The organism is Gordonia tangerina, assembly GCF_021556435.1.
Classification (GTDB): Bacteria; Actinomycetota; Actinomycetes; order Mycobacteriales; family Mycobacteriaceae; genus Gordonia; species Gordonia tangerina.
Genome location: NZ_JAKGCU010000010.1, coordinates 71,667 through 88,165 on the forward strand (window position 1 = coordinate 71,667; position 16,499 = coordinate 88,165).

General features: G+C 68.2%; 13 protein-coding genes and 1 tRNA gene. 8 read left to right on the forward strand and 6 right to left on the reverse strand.

The window, feature by feature from the left end; all coding sequences use genetic code 11:
• Positions 1–21 precede the first annotated feature (21 nt).
• From L1892_RS12755 to L1892_RS12765, 3 genes are read left to right on the forward strand one after another with little or no spacing between them, the layout of a single operon-like run.
• Positions 22–1,164 carry an ROK family transcriptional regulator gene (locus L1892_RS12755; RefSeq protein WP_235723972.1) on the forward strand — a complete coding sequence of 381 codons (1,143 nt, stop codon included), beginning with the start codon at positions 22–24 and terminating at the stop codon, positions 1,162–1,164.
• Positions 1,161–1,973: a transglutaminase-like domain-containing protein gene (locus L1892_RS12760; RefSeq protein ID WP_235723973.1), complete on the forward strand. Its 813-nt coding sequence runs from the start codon at positions 1,161–1,163 to the stop codon at positions 1,971–1,973. The genes L1892_RS12755 and L1892_RS12760 overlap by 4 nt, the downstream gene beginning before the upstream one ends.
• 5 nt (positions 1,974–1,978) lie before the next feature.
• Entirely contained in the window at positions 1,979–3,091 is a 1,113-nt protein-coding gene (locus L1892_RS12765) for a zinc-binding metallopeptidase family protein (protein ID WP_235723974.1), read from the forward strand.
• 185 nt (positions 3,092–3,276) lie between these two features.
• Here L1892_RS12765 and otsB read toward each other — a convergent pair whose 3' ends face one another.
• The 4 genes from otsB to L1892_RS12785 form a co-directional block, all read right to left on the reverse strand.
• Positions 3,277–4,062, reverse strand: coding sequence for a trehalose-phosphatase (gene otsB, locus L1892_RS12770; protein WP_235723975.1), 786 nt, complete (start codon positions 4,060–4,062; stop codon positions 3,277–3,279).
• On the reverse strand, positions 4,059–5,594 hold the full coding sequence (locus L1892_RS12775; RefSeq protein ID WP_235723976.1) for an alpha,alpha-trehalose-phosphate synthase (UDP-forming): 1,536 nt from the start codon (positions 5,592–5,594) through the stop codon (positions 4,059–4,061). Before L1892_RS12775 ends, otsB begins: the two co-directional genes overlap by 4 nt.
• Positions 5,595–5,599: 5 nt before the next feature.
• Positions 5,600–5,761, reverse strand: coding sequence for a hypothetical protein (locus L1892_RS12780; protein ID WP_006330670.1), 162 nt, complete (start codon positions 5,759–5,761; stop codon positions 5,600–5,602).
• A gap of 127 nt (positions 5,762–5,888) precedes the next feature.
• Entirely contained in the window at positions 5,889–7,349 is a 1,461-nt protein-coding gene (locus L1892_RS12785) for a threonine/serine exporter family protein (protein WP_235723977.1), read from the reverse strand.
• A 4-nt stretch (positions 7,350–7,353) separates the two neighbouring features.
• Here L1892_RS12785 and L1892_RS12790 point away from each other — a divergent pair.
• Positions 7,354–7,425, forward strand: a tRNA-Thr gene (locus tag L1892_RS12790).
• Positions 7,426–7,581: 156 nt separating this feature from the next.
• Here L1892_RS12790 and L1892_RS12795 read toward each other — a convergent pair.
• Complete coding sequence (locus L1892_RS12795) at positions 7,582–8,427, reverse strand: SUMF1/EgtB/PvdO family nonheme iron enzyme (RefSeq protein WP_235724033.1); 846 nt, start codon at positions 8,425–8,427, stop codon at positions 7,582–7,584.
• 119 nt (positions 8,428–8,546) lie between these two features.
• On the opposite strand from L1892_RS12795, the gene L1892_RS12800 reads away from it, so the two are divergent.
• On the forward strand, positions 8,547–10,094 hold the full coding sequence (locus L1892_RS12800) for a carboxylesterase/lipase family protein (RefSeq protein WP_235723978.1): 1,548 nt from the start codon (positions 8,547–8,549) through the stop codon (positions 10,092–10,094).
• 171 nt (positions 10,095–10,265) lie between these two features.
• Positions 10,266–10,544, forward strand: coding sequence for a hypothetical protein (locus tag L1892_RS12805; RefSeq protein WP_235723979.1), 279 nt, complete (start codon positions 10,266–10,268; stop codon positions 10,542–10,544).
• 170 nt (positions 10,545–10,714) lie between these two features.
• Here L1892_RS12805 and L1892_RS25035 read toward each other — a convergent pair whose 3' ends face one another.
• Positions 10,715–14,509, reverse strand: coding sequence for an nSTAND1 domain-containing NTPase (locus L1892_RS25035; RefSeq protein WP_372475034.1), 3,795 nt, complete (start codon positions 14,507–14,509; stop codon positions 10,715–10,717).
• A gap of 382 nt (positions 14,510–14,891) precedes the next feature.
• Between L1892_RS25035 and L1892_RS12820 the strand changes: the two genes are divergently transcribed.
• Both L1892_RS12820 and L1892_RS12825 read left to right on the forward strand, forming a co-directional pair.
• Positions 14,892–15,290, forward strand: coding sequence for a RidA family protein (locus L1892_RS12820; RefSeq protein ID WP_235723980.1), 399 nt, complete (start codon positions 14,892–14,894; stop codon positions 15,288–15,290).
• Positions 15,287–16,474, forward strand: a complete 1,188-nt coding sequence (locus L1892_RS12825; protein ID WP_235723981.1) for a winged helix DNA-binding domain-containing protein — start codon at positions 15,287–15,289, stop codon at positions 16,472–16,474. The genes L1892_RS12820 and L1892_RS12825 overlap by 4 nt, the downstream gene beginning before the upstream one ends.
• Positions 16,475–16,499: the final 25 nt, after the last annotated feature.

A 16,499-nucleotide genomic window follows, 5' to 3' on the forward strand; every position in this document is an offset into this window, starting at 1 on the left:
CTGCGTTGCTAAGTTTGGAGCATGTCGTCGACCGGAGTCGTGCCCGCGGCCCTGCAGGTCGGCTCCACGCCCGCCGCGGCCGTGCTGCACGCCATCCGGGTCAGCGGCCCCGTGACGCGTGATCACCTGGCCGCCGCGACCGCATTGTCACCGGCGACCATCAACCGTCAAGTCGCCGCATTGTCGCGGATCGGTCTGATCGTCGACCGGCCCGATCTGGTGGACCCCGGCGGTATCGGGCGACCCAAACATCCCCTCACCATCGACCGAGACACATTGTGCGTCGCCGGAATGCACATCGGCGCACGGCGAACACTGCTGGCCATCGCCGACCTCGGCGGACGGACCCTGTACAGCCATGCGGTCCTCACACCGCGCGACGAGGCGGCTGTCGGTGATCTGTGCGATCAGCTGGCCGAACTCGTCGACCGGTTCAGCGGGCGTCGGTTGCTGTGGGGTGGTGTCGCCGCCGGCGGTGCCGTGGATGCGGCAACGGGACGAATCGACCATCCGGTTCTCGGCTGGCGGCGTGTCCCGGTGGGGCAGATGCTGGCCACCGCTCTCGGCGTCCCGGTCTCGGTCGGCGAGCACGTGCAGGCGATGGCGGCTGCCGAACTGTTGCTGAGTTCGCCGCGGGAGATCGTGGGTACCGGCCTGTTCTTCTATGCCCGCGAGACCGTCGGCATGGCAATGTCTGTCGACGGGAAGGTGTTGATGCCGCTGCGCGGCGCCGGTTCCATCGCGCATCTGCCTGTCGTCGCACCCCATCTCGCCTCCGCGGCGCGACCCGTCCTGCAGGATGTGATCGGCCGGGGTGCCGCGCAGTCCGCGGCCCGACGGCTCGGCGTCGGTGAGAACGACTCGGCGATCGTCGATGAGCGTGCCGAGGTACTCGGTGGTGTGGTCGCGATGCTGCGCGACGTCCTCAATCCGGACGGTGTGGTCGTCGCCGGCGACGCGTTCGCCGCTCACCCGCACGGTCTGGCACCCGTGCAGGCCGCGTTCGATGCGGCGACCACCATCGCCCGCCCGCTCGAGATCTCGCCGTCGCAGTTCGGTCTGCGCGTGCAGGAGAGTGCGGCCGTGGTGATGGCGCTCAGTGTTGTCTATGCCGACCCCGTCGCCGCGACCACCGGTGAGCCATCGCCTACCGTTGGGGCATGACCACAGCCACGCGCGATGTCTCCGCCAACCTCGAGGTGTACGTCACCGCTGCCACGGAGCTCGAATTCCAGATCACCGTGGCGAAGCTGCCCGGTCTCGACCTCACCGAGGAACTGTCGATGACCATCGACGGCGACGCCGTCGAACCCGAGGAGATCGTCGGCGAGCACGGATCCCGCATCCACCGCATCCAGGTCGAATCAGGCTTGGTGGTGGTGGACTACTCGGCATCGGTCACCGCACCGGCCGACCCCATCGCGGTCGAGGTGACCGACCATTCGATCTACCTGCGTCCCAGTCGATACGCTGAGGCCGACAAGTTCTTCGGGTTCGCTGCCGGCCAGTTCGACATAAACTTGCCGCCCAGTGAACTGCTGCAGCAGGTGGCCGAATACGTGGAGAATCGGCTCAGCTACATCCCGGGCGCCAGCGACCCGATCGACGGAGCCGCGGACACCTTGCTCGCCAATGCCGGGGTATGCCGCGACTATGCACATCTGGTGGTGGCTCTGCTGCGTGCGTTGAACATCCCGGCCAGACTGGTCGCGGTGTACGCGCCGGGCTGCGACCCGATGGACTTCCACGCGGTCGCCGAGGCACTGGTCGACGGACGGTGGGTGGTGGTCGACGCGACCGGGCTGGCGCCGCGGCAGTCCATGGTGCGGATCGCCACCGGCCGCGACGCCGCCGACACGGCGTTCCTCGACAACCATCGGGGCACCATCAACCTGAACTCCTACAAGGTGACCGCCGTGGTGGCCGGCGACCTGCCGACCGACACCGGAGAGGCCCGAATCGGGATAGGCTGAGCGCTGTGCATGCGCTCTCGTGCCCCGTCTGCAACGCGTTGTCGGGGTTCGTCCCACGGCAGTGTCCTCAATGCGGAACCGCTGTCGGCGTCCACCTTCCGAGTCGTTCGCTGGTTGTCGTCGCAGAGGATGGCGTACTGATCGACGGCCGACGCTGGGTGTACTGTGCCAACCGCACCCGCACCGGCTGCAATTGGGTCACCCCCGCGGAAGTGGGGCCGGAGTCGATCGGGCTGCGGGGCCGGTGTTTTCCGTGCTCGCTGGTCCGACGGCAACCCGATCCGGATGACACGATCGCTTTGGAAAAACTCAACTCCACCACCCGCGACCTGCGCATGTTGGTGTATCAGCTGGTCGATCTGGGCCTGCCGGTGGAGCCGTTCTGGCGCACCGACGGCGGCCTTGCCTTCGACCTGTTGTCGAGCCAGACCACCGGCCGGCCGGTGACCATCGGACATGCCAACGGTGTCATCACCATCGACCTCGCCGAATCGCTCGACGCCCTTCGCGAACGGCTGCGCGTCGACCTCGGCGAGGCATACCGGACGATGCTCGGTCATTTCCGGCACGAGGTGGGTCATTACTTCGAACACCATCTGGTCGAGACCGGCGACGGCGCAACGGAATACCTTGATGAGGCCCGAGAGCTCTTCGGCGACGAGCGGGCCTCCTACACCGACGCGATCGACCGACATTACACCTACGGTCCGCCGCGCAACTGGCGCGACTCCTTCATCTCCGAGTACGCGACGATGCACCCGTGGGAGGACTTCGCGGAGTGTTTCGCCCACTACCTGCACATCACCGGAACCATCGACACCGCGCGTGAATCCGGGTTGATGCTGAGCAGTGCGCAAGTCGTGTTCACCATGGACCGTGACATCGTGCCGTTGCAGTCCTACGCCGACGAGCCGATCGAACGGTTGCTCTACGACTGGAAGTGGTTGTCCACCATGTTCAATCGGGTGAACGGCGCGATGGGGGCCCGTCCGCTGTACCCGTTCGAGATCCCGCGGCCGGTGGTTCGCAAGCTCGGCTTTGTCCATCGCGTCATCCGCGAGTCGGCGAAACGGGCGCGCACGGTTGATCCGTTGGTGGGGGCGGGCGCGGTGGGCTGACCTCGACTGCGGTGGGCGCACTCCACGCGACCTATCCGTTTCGGACGTGTCCGCGAGCATCACCTGTGGCAGTGGTCGACTGGATTATCCATCCGGACAGGCTCAGCGGTGATGCGGACGGACACGGAGCCCAGAACGCGGCGATGCTTCGCCGGGTCGACGACATCGATCGCAGCCAGACTGCACTATCGGCCTGTCGACTCCCGCCGCCGTGCCACGATGAACTCGAGCACCGTTGCGACGTCGTCGGTGTCACCGATCCGATGGGTGGCGATGGTGTCACCCGCGCCGACCTTGATACTCACGTCGCCGCGCTCGGAATCGAGGTGCGCGAACGCCTTCTCGTCGGTCACGTCATCGCCGAGGTAGATGACCGCGTCGGCGCCGACCCGGTCGCGGAGCACGTCGAGGGCGTGGCCCTTGCTGGTCTCGATGACGGCGAGCTCGATGACCTCTTTGCCTTCGGTGACATGCACTCCGGGCCATCGCGCGGGGCCTGATCGCGCCGCCTCGAGCGCTGCGTCGGCGTCGGCCGGTGCGGCATTGCGGACATGCAGCACGGTGCTGGCCGGTTTGGTCTCCACCCGCGAACCAGGGTGATCTGCTGCGATCGAACGTAGTTCGTCGATCAACCGATGAAGTAGCTCGCGGTGTGCTTCGGAGATCTCCTCGACGAAGCCGGTGTCGAACTCGCTGCCGTGGCTGCCGACGAGTGTCACCGGCCCCTTCACCCCGGACAGGTCGGCCAACACCGCCAGCTCCCGGCCGGAGACCACGGCGGCCGCCGTATCGGCGAGGGCTGCGGCCGCTTCGATGGCGGCGACCGACGCCGGGTTGGGTACCGCATCCTCCGGGCGTGACACCAACGGCGACATGCATCCGTCGTAATCGGAGGCGACCAACAGCGTGGGTACTGCAGCGGCGGCGGTCAGTGACTCGCGCAAGTCTGCGGGGATGCCCGTGGCGCTCATTCGTTGCTGTCCGACGATTCCGTTCCACCCTGGACCAGATGTACCCCGCGATTGGGGTCGGCGGCGGTCTCGGTCACCGACTCCAGTGTGCCGAGGAAACTCTCGGCCCATGTGGCGACGTCGTGGGCGAGCACCTGGCGACGCAACGCACGCATGCGTTTGCGGCCGTCCTCGGTGGACTGTTGCACCGCAGCCTCGATCGCGTCCTTGACGCCGTCGAGGTCATACGGGTTGGCCTGATAGGCGGAGCGCAACTCGGCTGCGGCCCCGGTGAATTCGCTGAGCACGAGGGCGCCACCGAGGTCGCTGCGGCACGCCACGTACTCCTTGGCGACCAGGTTCATCCCGTCGCGCAACGGCGTCACCAGCATCACGTCGGCCGCGACGAAGAAGGCGATCAGTTCGTCGCGCGGCACCGGCCGGTGCAGATACTGGACCACCGGCTGGCCGACGGTCGCGTAGACACCGTTGATGTTGCCGACGAGTTGTTCGATCCCGGCGCGCATCCGGACATAGCTGTCGACACGTTCCCGGCTCGGCGTCGCGAGCTGGATCATCACGGTCTCTTCGGGCTTGATCCGGTGCTCGGCCAACAATTCGGAGAGCGCCTCGAGTCGTACGTCGATGCCCTTGGTGTAGTCGAGACGATCGACGCCGAGCATGATCGTCTTCGGATTGCCGAGTTCTTCGCGGAGCTCGGCGGCACGTTTGCGGATGTCCTTGGACCGTGCCTTGGCGTCGAGGTCACCGGAGTCGATGGAGATCGGGAAGGCGCCGACCCGAACGGTGCGGAAGCCCACCTGCACGACACCGAACCGTGAGCGGACGCCGACCGTGCCCTTGCTGGTGGCCTGGCCGGCGAGCCGACGCGCGAGGAACAGGAAGTTCTGTGCGCCGCCCGGCAGATGAAAGCCGATGAGGTCGGCGCCGAGCAGACCCTCGACGATCTCGGTGCGCCAGGGCAGCTGCATGAACAGCTCGACCGGCGGGAAGGGGATGTGTAGGAAGAAGCCGATCTTGAGGTCCGGGCGCAACATCCGCAGCATCTTGGGGACCAGCTGCAGTTGGTAGTCCTGAATCCAGACGATCGCGCCTTCGGCCGCTGCGGTGGCGGTCTTCTCGGCGAAGCGCCGGTTCACCTCGACGTAGGTGTTCCACCACTCGCGGTGATACTCGGGTTTGACCAGAACGTCGTGATACAGCGGCCACAGCGTGGCATTGGAGAACCCCTCGTAGTACTCGGCGATCTCCTGCGTGGACAGCGGCACCGCATGGATGTCGATGCCCTCGATGTCGGGGTTGTCGTCGGAGTCGGCAATACCGGACCAGCCCACCCAGGCGCCGGTCTGCGACCGCAGGATCGGCTCCAACGCGGTCACCAGACCGCCTGGGCTGCGTTTCCAGTTCACCGTCCCGTCGGGGAGGACCTCCTTGTCGACGGGCAGTCGGTTGGCGACGACGACGAACTGCGCGTCACCGAACTCATGGTCGGCGGTGGTCCCGCCGTTGGACTCGTCCCCGGACCCCGCCATGCGTTTCAGGCGTTCTCGCCCGGCGCGATTCCCAGCATGGACAGCAGCATCCGGCACTCGTCGGCGTCGGTTGCGTAGGCGGCGACGACGCGACGTGCGGAACTTGCCGTCTCGTCGGCGACCGGCTCCAACTCGTCGTCGGTGATGTCGGTGGTTTTCGCAGGCATTACAGTCCTCTGGCTTCACAACGGTGTGCCGCCGGCGGTGACCGGTGGCGCGTGCACGACCGGCGTTGGTGTGCGCATCACGATGTTACCTGCTCCGCGGGCGGCCGCCGGTCACACGCCGGGAAGGTCACGGGCGTCGGCGATACCCCTGCAGTCGATTGCGTCGCAGCATCCCCATCCACGCCGGACGGACGGGCAGCTGCGGACGCCGCAACGAGCGGGCGATGAACTCACCAAGCGTGACACCGGCCGCAAGCGCGGCGCCGATGCCCAGGGCGTTCATCATCCAGGTGATGCCGTCGAGGGTCTGATCCCCCAGCAAACCGTAGAGCGCGCGGTAGACCGCGAGACCCGGAAGGAGCGGCGTGATGCCGGCGATCGCCACAACCAGCGGCGGGGTCAGCGCGCGGCGGGCGAGCAGACCACCCACCAGTCCGACCAGGGCAGCGGCCACACCGTTGGCCACCACGTCACCGACCGCGGCGACGAAGGACGCCGACGCGACCACCGCGGCGCCGATCGCACCGCCCATGAACGCCACCGGAAGGGCGCGCTTCTCGGCGTAGCTCGCCAACGCGAAGGCGAACGCGGCCAGGGCGCCGGCGAAGATACGGACCGGCAGTTCGACGGCCGGGAAGGTGGTCTGCGGTGTGATCGTCGGCAGATAGATGCCGACATGCTCCAGGACGCTGATCGCGATACCGACACCGCCGATGAGGCCGCCGGTCATCAGCAACAACTCGAAGAATCTCGCGACACCGGTGATCGGGGCGCCGGTGATCGCGTCCTGCACCGAACCGACCAGCGACAACCCCGACAACAGCACCACGATGCCTGCCGCGATGACGAACGAGGGCATCAGGTCGATCGACAGATTCAGGTTCTGCGCGATACCGAACGCGGCGGCGGCCGGCACCACGGCGATGAATCCGCCGACGAGCTGCTGGAAGAACACCGGGGTACCGATCCGATTGAGCCGGCGGTTGATCACCACGATGACGACCGTCGTCACAAAAGCGATGAGCGCGCCGAGTTCGGCGCCGCCGAGCAACACCGACACACCCGCGGCCATCAGGCCCCAAGCGCCGGTCGCGATCCGGTGTGGATACGGGTGCGGCGCGGTGATGATCTCGTCTACCTTGCGGTGCGCCGTCGACGGTGTGATCGCCATGTCGCGGATACGACGGACCAGCCGGTCGATCTGTGCCAACCGGGTGAAGTCCATCGAGCGGTAGTAGACCTGCTCCATCGTCGTGATGGGCGGCAACGTCGCTCCGCGGCGCGCGCTGACCACGATGGTGTTGTAGGTCACGTCGACGTCGACGTCCTCGAGTCCGTAGACACCGCACACGAAGGCGATCTGCTGCTGCGTGTCGATCGCCGCGGTGCCCGAATCCAGTAGGACCGCACCGATCTTGGTGGCGAGGTCGAGCACCTCGGTGATCGCCGCGACGTCGAACCTGTCGATCGGTTTGCGCGGCGAGACCATGATGCTGCCCGGCTCGATCGTGTCGATCGTCGCCGGACGGTCCTCGATCAGCCGGACGGGGTTCAACCATCCCAACGCACGGCCGATATACTCGCGCACGCATGCCTCCTTAGCTCAGTGGTAGAGCACTCGCCTTGTAAGCGAGCGGTCGTCAGTTCAATCCTGACAGGGGGCTCTGATAACCCGCCTCCGGCAGGGGGCTCCAAGAACCCGCCTCCGGCAGGGGGGCTCCAAAAACCCGCCTCCGGCGCCAGAACCGAGAAGTCAACGGCCTCGGAGGCGGGGTGTGTTCCTGGTTGTGACGCGTTTCATCCGCGCGAGGTCTGCCTACTCACACCACGCACCGAAACCCCAGATGCGACGTCGCCGAGTCGTCGGACTGCGCCGAGCGCGCGGCCGGTCGGTAGCGGCGACAGTACGCCGGTGCGCACAGATGTGATCCACCCTTGGTGACCCGCATGACCTGCGGTGACGTGGTGGGCGCAAGGAGGTTCGGGCGACCGTCGGCATCGACGGCTGCGGTGTCGGACACCGGGTGACGCGGTACCCACACGTCCGAGCATCGCTCCCACACGTTGCCGATCATGTCGTGCAGGCCGAACCCGTTGGTCGGGTACGTGCCGACCGGCGACGTCGTTCCCCAACCGTCGTTGCGGTACGGAAATCGGCCCTTCCAGGTGTTCGCCATGTCGCGCCCGCCGGGCCGCAGCTCGTCGCCGGGCCAGGCGTACTCCTGCCCGTCGAGACCGCCGCTGGCCGCGAACTCCCACTCGGCCTCGGTCGGCAGGCGCCGGCCGACCCAGTCGGCGTAGGCGGCGGCGTCGCGGTAGGCGATGTGCACCACCGGGTGCTCGGCGCGGGCCACGAGGAGATTGTCGGTGCCGGTCGGTCGGCGCCAGCTTGCGCCGGGCTGCCAGCGCCACCACACCCGCCAGTCGTGCAGGTCCACCGGTGCCGCGCTCGGGGTGAACACCACCGAGCCGGGCCGGAGGGAGGCCGGGTCGGCGTCGGGGAAATCGGCCGGGTCCGGCGCCTGCTCGGCGACCGTGACATATCCGGTGGCTGCGATGAACTCGGCGAACTGTGCGGTGGTGACCGGATGACGTTCGATCGCAAACGGCTCCACTACCCGGTCGTGGGCAGGTTGTTCTTCCGGGTAGTGCCGGTCCGAGCCCATCCGGAACCGGCCACCGGGCAACTCGATCAACTCGGTCGTAGGCACGGTTCCGAGAGTAGAAGGTGACCGGTGTGTCACATCTGTGGGCGCGGTGTGCGGGTTCGCGCCACGATGGGGACATGGGCGAAGCAGATCTGGTCGTGACGACCACCCACGGACCGGTTCGGGGCAGCAGTCGCGACGGTGTCGACGTCTGGCGCGGTATCCGGTACGCCGCGGCTCCGGTCGGGGACCTGCGGTGGCGTCGGGCGCGGCCCCCGCAACCCCACGACGACGTCGTCGATGCCACCGGGTTCGGCCCGGTGTGCCCGCAGGAACGCAACCCCGCCATCGCATTGGGCGCCGATGCGCAGATGGGTGAGGACTGCCTGTTCCTCAACGTCTGGGCGCCGGTCGCCGATGAGGCGCTACCGGTGATGGTGTGGCTGCATGGCGGTGCCTACGTGTTCGGCAGCGGAAGCCAGCCGCTCTACGAGGCGACCGACCTCGCCCGCGACGGCCGCGTCGTCGTGGTGACGCTCAACTATCGGCTCGGCGCACTCGGCTTCGCCGACCTCACATCGCTCAACGACCTCCTCGACTCAACGCAGCCCCGGTTCGAGTCGAATGCGGCGCTCAGCGACATTCTTCTCGCACTGCAGTGGGTGCGCGACAACATCGCCGGCTTCGGCGGCGATCCCGACAACGTCACCGTTTTCGGTGAGTCGGCGGGCGCCGGAATCGTCACCACGCTGCTGACGATGGCGGCCGCCGACGGTCTGTTCCATCGGGCGATCGCACAGAGTTCACCGGCGACGTCGATGTACGACCACGAGCGCTCGGCGGGGATCGCCGAGAAGCTGATGGCGGCGCTCGGTCTGCGATCCGCCGACGCCGAGCAACTCGCCACCGTTGACGTCGCACGGATCACCGACGCGACGATGACGGTGTTCACCGACGTTCCGGTGGACAGTCCCGGCACCATTGCTTTCGCACCGGTCATCGACGGCGACCTGGTTCCCCGGCACCCGATGGATGTGTTCCGGGCCGGCGAATCGATGCCGGTGCCCCTGTTGATCGGGACCAACAAGGACGAGGCGGCGCTGTTCAAGTGGATGAAGTCGCCGTTGATGCCGATCACCCCCGACGACATCGAGCGGATGTTCGCCGACATGATGGCCGAGTACCCGGATGTCACGGTGCCGCCGCGCGCGCAGATCACCTCGGCGTACTCGGGGATGCGGCCCAAGGTCGCCGGTCTCGGCGTCGCGCGGGACATCGCCTTCCGGATGCCCACGGTGTGGCTTGCCGAAGCGCACGGACGGCACACACCGGTCTACCTGTACCGCTTCGACTGGGCCACCCGGATGCTGCGGGCCCTGCGGGTGGGGGCCACGCACGCCACCGAACTGCCCTACGTCTGGGGCAATCTCGTCGCCGGGCCCAAAGACATCACGTTCAAGCTCGGGGGACGCAAGACCGGCGAGGAGATCTCCGGTCGGCTGCAACGGCGCTGGACCTCATTCGCCCACCACGGCGTGCCGGATGACAGCGGTGCATTGCCGTGGCCGATGTTCGACGAGCAGACGCGGTCCACGCTGGTCGTCGATTCCGACGACCGCGTCGTCGACGATCTCGACGGCGACATCCGCCGGGCGTGGGGCGACGAGGTGCTGAGCTTCCGGTAGTCGCTGCGCTGTGGTGAACCGCCGGTCCTCACTGGCAATTGTCGCTGCCCGATAACTTTTGTGACTCAAGCCATCTCGATGTGCCCGGCGGCCCGATCACCGCATACATTGGTTCACTGCAGTCATTCACACGACACTCGCGCCTGAGGCGGGGGAAAGGCGGTCGACGAGATGGGCCGGGGAATCAACGAGACGAGCGCACGCGGTACGCGGGCGAAGGTCGTGCGTCGGGTGGTCGGAGCAGGGTTTGCGGGGGCAGCCATGGCCGGGGCGATGGCGTTCGCCGCGGCGCCCGCGAGCGCGCAGCCGCTGCCGACCATCGAGCCGACGGTGGAGAACGCGGCGCCGACGCTGGACAACATCAAGCTGGGCATCACCAAGGCCGTCGAAACCAATCCGGAACTCGAGTCGGTCGGCGAGTGGGCCTTGACGCTGTTCCCGGAGTACTGATACTTCGCGAAACGCCGAGCCGGAACCCGTCGCAGATACGCCTGCGGCGGGTTCCGTCGTCTGTGGACCGGGACGGCGACGATCGCGCGGGTCTGCTCGGATCGCGCGGGTCGGCTCGGCTGCCGAGCGTGGTCGACGACCCGCGCGACCCGAGGCCGCTCGCGCGGCGATCAGCTACGGCATTCGTCGGCGATGTCGGTGTGCGGCAGATACAGTTCGCGCTGCGACTCGGTCAGGTGCGGTGTGCTGTCGCAGATCCACCGGTTGGCGGTGGCGAGGTCGGTGGTCTGCAGGTGGATGCTCCCGGTGACGTCACCGGCGGTGATGATGGTGTCGTCGCTGTACATGTGATCGGGGAACTGCCACTTCGTGGTGGTGTCGGTGGTGGTGATCAACGGGACGATTGACTGCTGGGCGCCGAGTCGGCCGCGATCGAACACGAAGGTGGTGAGGTGATGCGTCGCGGTGCCCACCACCAGCCGGGTCGGCGTCAGCGACAACGTTGCCGCGTGGATGTTGGGTCTGCGATCGATCTCCTCGGCACCGCCGTGCTCGACGTCCCAGGTGGAGAGGTCACGTGCGGCGATGATCAGTGCCGTGCCGTCGCGGCTGAACACCGCCCGCGCCGCCGGGCTGGTGTCGGTGACGACGGCGGTCGGCGCGCGCCGGTCGCCGTCGAGGTCGTAGACGTAGGTGCGTTTGTCGTCGGAGGTCACTGCCAGCCGTCGGCCGTCGGGGCTGAACGCGACACTGCGGATGAGGTCTTCGGGCCCGGTCAGTGGGGCGCCGACGGCCCTCGGTTGCCGGGGATCGCCGACGTCCCAGAGTTGCACGGTGGTGTCGGTGGTGCCGGTGGCGAGAAGGTCGGCTTCTGGGGAGAAGGCGATCGCATTGGTGTATCGCGTCGACACCCGCAGATCGGCGGTGCGACGCGGATCGGCGTGGTCGGCGATATCCCACAGCTGCACCAGCCCACCGTTGTTGTTCGCCGTAGCGGCCAACGTGCCGTCAGCGTTCACGCTGACCGACGGGTGATCGTTGACCCGCCGCTGGATCGGAGTGCGTGACTGCCGGGCCCATCCCTCCGGGCTGGTGGACCACACGTTGAGGGTGGTGTCGGTGCCGACCGTGGTGAGCACCGTGCCGTCGGCGTTGTTCGCCAGGCCGGTGACGGTGCCGCCACGATCGGGGATGACGCCGGTGGGCAGATGCCACAGGTCGATGGCGCCGTCGGAGCGCCCGACCACCATGCTTGACCCGTCCGGGCTGAAGATGCTGGAGAACGTCCGGACCGAGCCCTGTTCCGGCGTGCCCTGCATGCTGGCCGACTGCAATGTCCATTGCGTCACCGGCATCGCCGGGTCGATGGTGTTCCACACCGTCACCCGCCCGTCGGCGCGGGCCGAGGCGAGTTGATCGCCGTCGTCGTCGAAGGTGATCGACCAGGAACCGGCGGTGGTGTTGGGCAGTGAGGTCGTCACCGGGGTGGGACGCGAGGGCGTCGCGACATTCCACAGCTGGGCGTTGGGGCTGTCGCCGGTGACCGCGAGGGTGCGGCTGTCGGGACTGAACGCGACGGCGTGGGTGATGCTGGGAAAACCGGTGATCGGCGGGGCTGCGGGCACCGGTCGGTCACCGTCTGAGGTGTCGAACAGTCGCACCACCTTGTCGTCGCCACCGGTCGCCAACAGTCGACCGTCCGGGCTGTAGGCCACGGTGCGTGCGGCCGCGGAATGGGCGGCCAGCATGGCCGTCTCGCGTACCGCCCCGGGCGCGTCGACGGCGAAGATGGTGACCGTGCCGTCGTCTGATGACGCGGCGAGGTGGCGCCCATCCGGCGCGAAGCGCACCATGTAGACGGTTCCGTGCCCGGGACTGACCGAGACCTGTTGGCGTGGCGCCGACGGTTCGCTGATGTCCCACACGCGGACGGTGCCGTCACCACTGCCGGTCGCCAGCAGGGCTTGGCTGGGGTGGAAGGCCACCGAGGTCAGATAGTTGCCGTAGCCGCCCAGCGTCGACACCGTCCGATACGAGCCGTCGGCGGTACGTTGCCACAGCCGGGCGGTGCGGTCGCCGCTGGCGGACGCGAACATTGTGCTGTCGGCGGAGAACCGGACGTCGTACACCGGACCGGAGTGCCCGGTCAGCGGCTCCGACAGCGGACTGGTGGACGCGCCCAACACGCGTTGGCTGATGGTCGGGTCGTCGGGATAGAGATCGAGCGCCACCAGCAGCAGGCGCGCCGCCATCGACGGATTGGTCTGCTGCAGGCTGTCGATGTGCGACAACAGCGCGGCCCGTTCGGCGTTGTTGCGCTGCTGGGTGAGGTCGTGGGCCTGACGTAGGACGATGGCCGCGGTGATCGTCGACACCACGGCCAGCACCACCACCACCGTGATCGACAGCACCCGGATCAGTCGTCGTCGGCGCTGCTGGGTGAACGCGGCGTCGAGGAATGCCTCGTTCTCGGCGGAGAGCAGATGCTGGTAGGTGCGGCGCAGCGCGGCGCGATGTCGGCGGGCGTCGTCCAGGCGCGATCCGGTGTAGAGGAACGAGCGGCTGCGATCGGTGTCGAGCCACGCGGTGGTGTCGGTGTCGAGTTGCTGTCGCCACTGGTGGATGCCGGAGTCGGCGGCGATCCATTCGGCCAGCCGGGGCCATGCCGTCAGGACCACGTCGTGGACCAGCATCACCGAGTCCGACGTCACGATCAGCAGACGGGCCTGCGCGAAGATGTCGATGACCGCGGAGATGCGGGCCGGGAACCGGTCGGAGATGGTGTCGGTGTGCAGCGGCACGCGCAGCGCCGCACCGCCCGGGCCCACATGCACCAGCGCCAGCAGCAGTGCGCGGGCCAGGTTGCGGTCGTCGGGTTCCACCGCCGACCAGGCGGCTTCGGCGGTGTCGGCGACGGCACGCGCGATGCCGCCGGTGGCGCGATACCCCGAGATCGTCATTCGGTTACCCGACCGGCGTGTCCAGGTCGCCGCCAGCACGTGGGCCAGCAGCGGGAGTCGGCCGGCCCGGTCGCCCACGGTGGACGCCGCATGTAGGTCGCTGATCAGCACGTCGGCGAGGCCCGACTCGATCCGCCCGCCGGCCAGCCGGACCGGACCGGTGATGACCTCGCGCAACTGGGCGCCGGTCATCTCCGACACGATCACGCAGCGGGTTTGCCAGGCCTGCGCGAGGAACCCGAACTCCACGCATTGGCCGAAGAAGTCGGCACGCACGCCCAGCACGACCACCGAGTCCTGCGACAGCTCCTCGACCGCGCGCATCGTCTCGACCAGCACGGTCGGCGGCAGCGCGAACACATCCTCGAACTGATCGAGCACGATCACCTCGGGGAGCCGACGCGACGACCCGCTGTCCGCCGGCTCGGGCTCGGCATGTGTGCCGGGGTAGGCCGTGGGTAGCTGCAGTCCGGTCGCGGTGATCACGGCCCGGCGGGGGGCCCGCACGCGGCGGTCGCGCGCCAGGCCGGCGTCGAGCAGGGAAGACTTTCCGGAGCCCGACACACCGGCCACGATGATCAGTCGGGGACCGGTCGGGGCGTCGGCGGCCTCCACGATGGTGTCGACGAGCGTCGAGATCAGATCGTCGCGGCCGAAGAACACGGCGCTGTCGGCGGCGGTGACCGTCGCGAGTCCGGCGTACGGGCGGGCCACCGCGGAAGTGGTCGGTCGCGCGAGGTCGGGCTCGTCCGCCTCGGTCAGGTGCTTGTCCCAGAGGTCCTTCCACTGCGGCAGGCTCAACACCTCGTCCTGCCCATCGGCCACCGCGCGCGCCGTCAGCCACAGCAGCAGCGGTTCGACGGTCGCGAAATCCCGCGGCAAGTGGCGCCCGTTACGCCAGTCACTGATCCGTTGCGCCGACACCGTCGAGCGTGCTGCGGCAGCCCGCAGTGTCGGCCGGCCCGCCTGCACGAACAGGCGCGCCAACGCACTACCGAAGTCCACTCACCATCACCGAAAATTCACCCGACCGACACTCTCCGGAACATCATGCGCCCAACGTCGTCCGGATCGCCATTCCAGTGAGGCCGAACACCTCGGGTGAATGACCCATGCCAGGGGGTTTCGCGTCGCCGGATCCCCTCCGGTGTCCGGTCCGGAATGTTCGTTTACGCCCTGAACAGCGACGATGTCGAGTCCCGGTGCCGGTCGCTGGCCTGGCGGCGGCGATCGGGGTGAACTGACATCAGCGCGTGAGACCGCCATCGAACGCGCGACTGCAGCCGTTGCCCGACGCGCGGTGGCGCGACGGACGCCGTCAGGTCGGGGGTGCGGGTCGTGCAACGGCTGCAGTCGACCTCTCGAGCGTCGACGTAGGATCGCGGGCATGGCCCGTCTCCGTCTGAACGGTTCGTCCACGCTCCCGGCCGCCGGCTTCGCCTACAGCGCGACAGTCACCGCGGGACCGCTGATCTTCACCGCGGGCATCAGCCCGCTCGACGCGGCCGGCGCGATCGTCCCGCCCGGCGATGTGGTCGGCCAGACGCGGACCTGTCTGGCGAACCTGCGCTCCGTGCTCGACGATCAGGGTGCCTCGATGGCTGACATCGCGAAGCTGACGATCTACGTCGCCGAGCAGTTGCAGGCAGATCTGGTGGTCGCCTGGGACGAGATCGTCGCCGAGTTCGGCACCCCGGTACCGCCGGCGATGATGATGGGCGTCACCGGCCTCGCCTACGACGACCAGCTCGTCGAGATCGAAGCGATCGCCGCACCCGCGGCATGACGACCCGACCCGTCGTCGACGACGCCGAACGCCGCCGACGACTGATCCGACGTCATCACCTCGACCGAACCGACCCCACCGCGGCGCTGACCGAGATGGTCGACGACCTCGTCGGACTGCACGCCACCACACCGTCGACGGTCTACCTGTCGGCGTGGGCGCGGCTTCCCGGGTTCGATCCCGAGACGATGGACCGCGCGCTGTACGCCGATCGGACTCTCGTCAAACAACTCGCCATGCGCCGGACGTTGTTCGTGTTCGGACACACCGTGCTCGCCGAGGCGATCGGTGCGGTCGGCCCCCGCGTGACCGCGTCCGAGCGCACCAACATGCTCCGCGACCTGCGTCGCAGCCCCGACTTCGACGACCCGGACGCCTGGATCGACGCGGCGCGGGCCGCGGTGGCCACCGACCTCGCCGACGGCTGCGCGCGGACCTCCACCGAACTCCGTCGCCGCAACCCGGTCCTCGACGGCCACGTGGTCTACGGCCAGGGCAAGTCGTGGGGTGGTCGCGTCGCGATGGGACCGCGTGTGCTGAACATGATGAGCGCGGCCGGGGAGATCGTGCGCGGACCCAACTCGGCGACCTGGACGTTGTCGCGGCCGTCGTGGGTGGCGATGGAACGTTGGCTGGGCCACGAACTCCCGCAGGTGTCGGCGGCCGACGGTCACCGCGCCATGGTGCGCCGCTGGTTGCGAGCATTCGGACCGGGCACCGAGACCGATATCGTCTGGTGGTTGGGCAGCACCAAACGTGTCGTGCGTACCGCGCTGGCCGACCTCGACGCGGTCGAGGTCGACCTCGACGGCGGCGCCGTCGGCTACCTGTTGCCCGACGACCTGCCCGACGGTGCCGGCGATGCGCCGCCACCGCAGGCCCATCTGCTGCCCGAACTCGACCCCACCACGATGGGCTGGAAGGAGCGTGGTTTCTACCTCGGCCCACATGCCGAGCACGTCTTCGACCGCAACGGCAACGGCGGGCAGACGGCCTGGTGGGACGGGCGGATCGTCGGCGGTTGGCGTCAGAACAAGGACGACGGACACATCGAGTTACACCCGTTCGAGAAACTGCCGGCGGTGGCGATGCGCGCGCTGACCGAGCAGGCCGAGGCGCTGGCGGGGTGGTTGGGGGAGGTTCGGCCCACCCCGGGCTACCCTGCGCCGTTCATGCGTGGCTGAGCCCGCGGCCTGGTCGACATCCGGC

Bases quoted from the DNA above. Each gene is read 5' to 3' on its own strand.
- L1892_RS12755 (WP_235723972.1), top strand. From the start codon at position 22: ATGTCGTCGACCGGAGTCGTGCCCGCGGCCCTGCAGGTCGGCTCCACG.
- L1892_RS12760 (WP_235723973.1), top strand. From the start codon at position 1,161: ATGACCACAGCCACGCGCGATGTCTCCGCCAACCTCGAGGTGTACGTC.
- otsB (WP_235723975.1), bottom strand. From the start codon at position 4,062: ATGAGCGCCACGGGCATCCCCGCAGACTTGCGCGAGTCACTGACCGCC.
- L1892_RS12775 (WP_235723976.1), bottom strand. From the start codon at position 5,594: ATGGCGGGGTCCGGGGACGAGTCCAACGGCGGGACCACCGCCGACCAT.
- L1892_RS12780 (WP_006330670.1), bottom strand. From the start codon at position 5,761: ATGCCTGCGAAAACCACCGACATCACCGACGACGAGTTGGAGCCGGTC.
- L1892_RS12795 (WP_235724033.1), bottom strand. From the start codon at position 8,427: ATGGGCTCGGACCGGCACTACCCGGAAGAACAACCTGCCCACGACCGG.
- L1892_RS12800 (WP_235723978.1), top strand. From the start codon at position 8,547: ATGGGCGAAGCAGATCTGGTCGTGACGACCACCCACGGACCGGTTCGG.
- L1892_RS12805 (WP_235723979.1), top strand. From the start codon at position 10,266: ATGGGCCGGGGAATCAACGAGACGAGCGCACGCGGTACGCGGGCGAAG.
- L1892_RS12820 (WP_235723980.1), top strand. From the start codon at position 14,892: ATGGCCCGTCTCCGTCTGAACGGTTCGTCCACGCTCCCGGCCGCCGGC.
- L1892_RS12825 (WP_235723981.1), top strand. From the start codon at position 15,287: ATGACGACCCGACCCGTCGTCGACGACGCCGAACGCCGCCGACGACTG.